The organism is Mesorhizobium sp. M7A.F.Ca.US.006.04.2.1 (genome assembly GCF_004022915.1).
GTDB lineage: Bacteria > Pseudomonadota > Alphaproteobacteria > Rhizobiales > Rhizobiaceae > Mesorhizobium > Mesorhizobium ciceri.
In genome coordinates this window covers 1-1693 of the sequence record NZ_RZQA01001111.1, presented here as the reverse complement: position 1 = coordinate 1693, position 1693 = coordinate 1, and the positions used below count along the sequence as shown (strand labels likewise).

1 protein-coding gene and 1 pseudogene are annotated in these 1693 nt (G+C 65.0%); one reads left to right on the top strand and one right to left on the bottom strand.

All coding sequences use genetic code 11. From position 1 onward, the window contains the following. Positions 1–1325, top strand: a pseudogene (locus tag EN925_RS34805) (adenylate cyclase); the annotation flags it as partial. 54 nt (positions 1326–1379) lie between these two features. On the opposite strand, the gene EN925_RS34800 reads toward EN925_RS34805, so the two are convergent. After that, positions 1380–1693: CGNR zinc finger domain-containing protein (locus EN925_RS34800; RefSeq protein ID WP_164894620.1), on the bottom strand; the 314-nt coding region annotated here is incomplete at its 5' end.

Sequence of the window (1693 nt, the reverse complement as noted above, 5' to 3'; positions counted from 1 at the left end):
GCCGTCGAGGAAGGCAATCTCACCGTCCAGATCGCGCAGCTGCGCAAGCTGCTTGGCCCGTCGGCGACAACGGCGAATGGATATCCACCGTTCCGCGCGTCGGCTACCGTTTCACGGGGGCCGTCGAACAGCTGGGCGAGGCCAGGCGAAAACCCTTGCCGCTGCCCGACAAACCGTCGATAGCCGTGCTGCCCTTCGTCAATTTCAGCAACGATCCCGAGCAGGATCCCTTCGTGGATGGGTTGACGGAAGACCTGATCACCGACCTGTCCAGAATCTCCGGCCTGTTCGTCATCGCCCGCAACTCGACCTTTGCCTACAAGGGAAAAGCGATGGACGTGCGCGAGATCGCCGGGGATCTTGGCGTGCGCTACCTGTTGGAAGGCAGTGCAAGACGCGCCGCGGGGCGCGTGCGCATCAACGCACAGCTGGTCGACGCGATGAGTGGCGATCATCTGTGGGCGGAACGCTTCGATCGCGGCCTGGAGGATATCTTTGCCGTTCAAGACGAGGTGACGGCCAAGATCGTGGAAGCGCTGCTTGGCCGGCTGCGCGCGCCGCCGCCGCGCAATCGGCCGCGAAATCTGGAGGCCTACGACCTCTGCGTGCGGGCGCGAAAGCTGATCGACGACTCGCCGCAGATGGCGCAGGAAGCGCATCTGATGCTGACGCGCGCGGTGTCGCTCGATCCTGATTATGCCGAGCCCTATCGTTGGCTTGCCATGAACCACTGGATGGGACAGGTGCATTGGGGCGGACCAACCGAGGCTGCCCGCAGCGTTGCCCTGGAGCTGGCGCGCAAGGCGGTGGCGATCGATCCCAACGACGCCGGTTGTCGCTGGATCCTGGCTTATCTGCTTGCTTATGAGCGCAGCTTCACTGAAGCGGATGCGGAATTCGCCAAAGCGATCGAGCTCGACCCGAACGAGGCCGACACCTGGGCGGCATTGTCCGACATCGCGGTCCTGGCCGGACGGGTCGAAGAGGGCCTCGAGCACATCGGCAAGGCGTTCCGGCTGAACCCGTTTCCGGCGAGCTGGTACTATCTGACGCTCGGCCAGGCGCAATATGCGGCGCGCGACTACCAAGCCGCGATCGAGACGTTGCGCCGTGACGAGACCTATCGCACAAGCTCACGCCGTTTCCTGGCGGCAAGCATGGCCCAACTCGGCCGGCTCGACGAGGCGCGCGCAGAGGCTGAACTGTTCCTCGTCGGCAACCCGCATTTCACAACCCATCACTGGGCGACGACCGAGCCATTCCGCGACGCCGCTACGCTCGAGCATTTCGTCGATGGTTTTCGCAAGGCCGGTCTTCCGGAGTGACGCGCCGGCATCCGGCCCGCCCGCAGCAAAGGCGACGTGGTGCGCTAACCCAGTCTAGACGTCGGTATGATCTCGGTGGCGCGACACCTTCTCGCGGTTGCCGCAGGTGCGCATGCTGCACCAGCGCCGCTTGCCGCCTCGCGACGTATCGAGGAAAAGCCAGCCACAGCGAGGGCAGGAATGCAGCCTGTCGCGCGGCAGGGTGAAGAATGCTTCGATGGACAGCATGGCCAGCAACGCGGTGACGGCGTCCGGATCGCGCCACCGGCCAAGGGCAAGCTCCGGCCTGGTGCCATCCAGCTCGATAGACCCGGCGGCAAGCGAGCTTGCCGCCGGGTCTATCGAGCTGGATGGCACCAGGCCGGAGC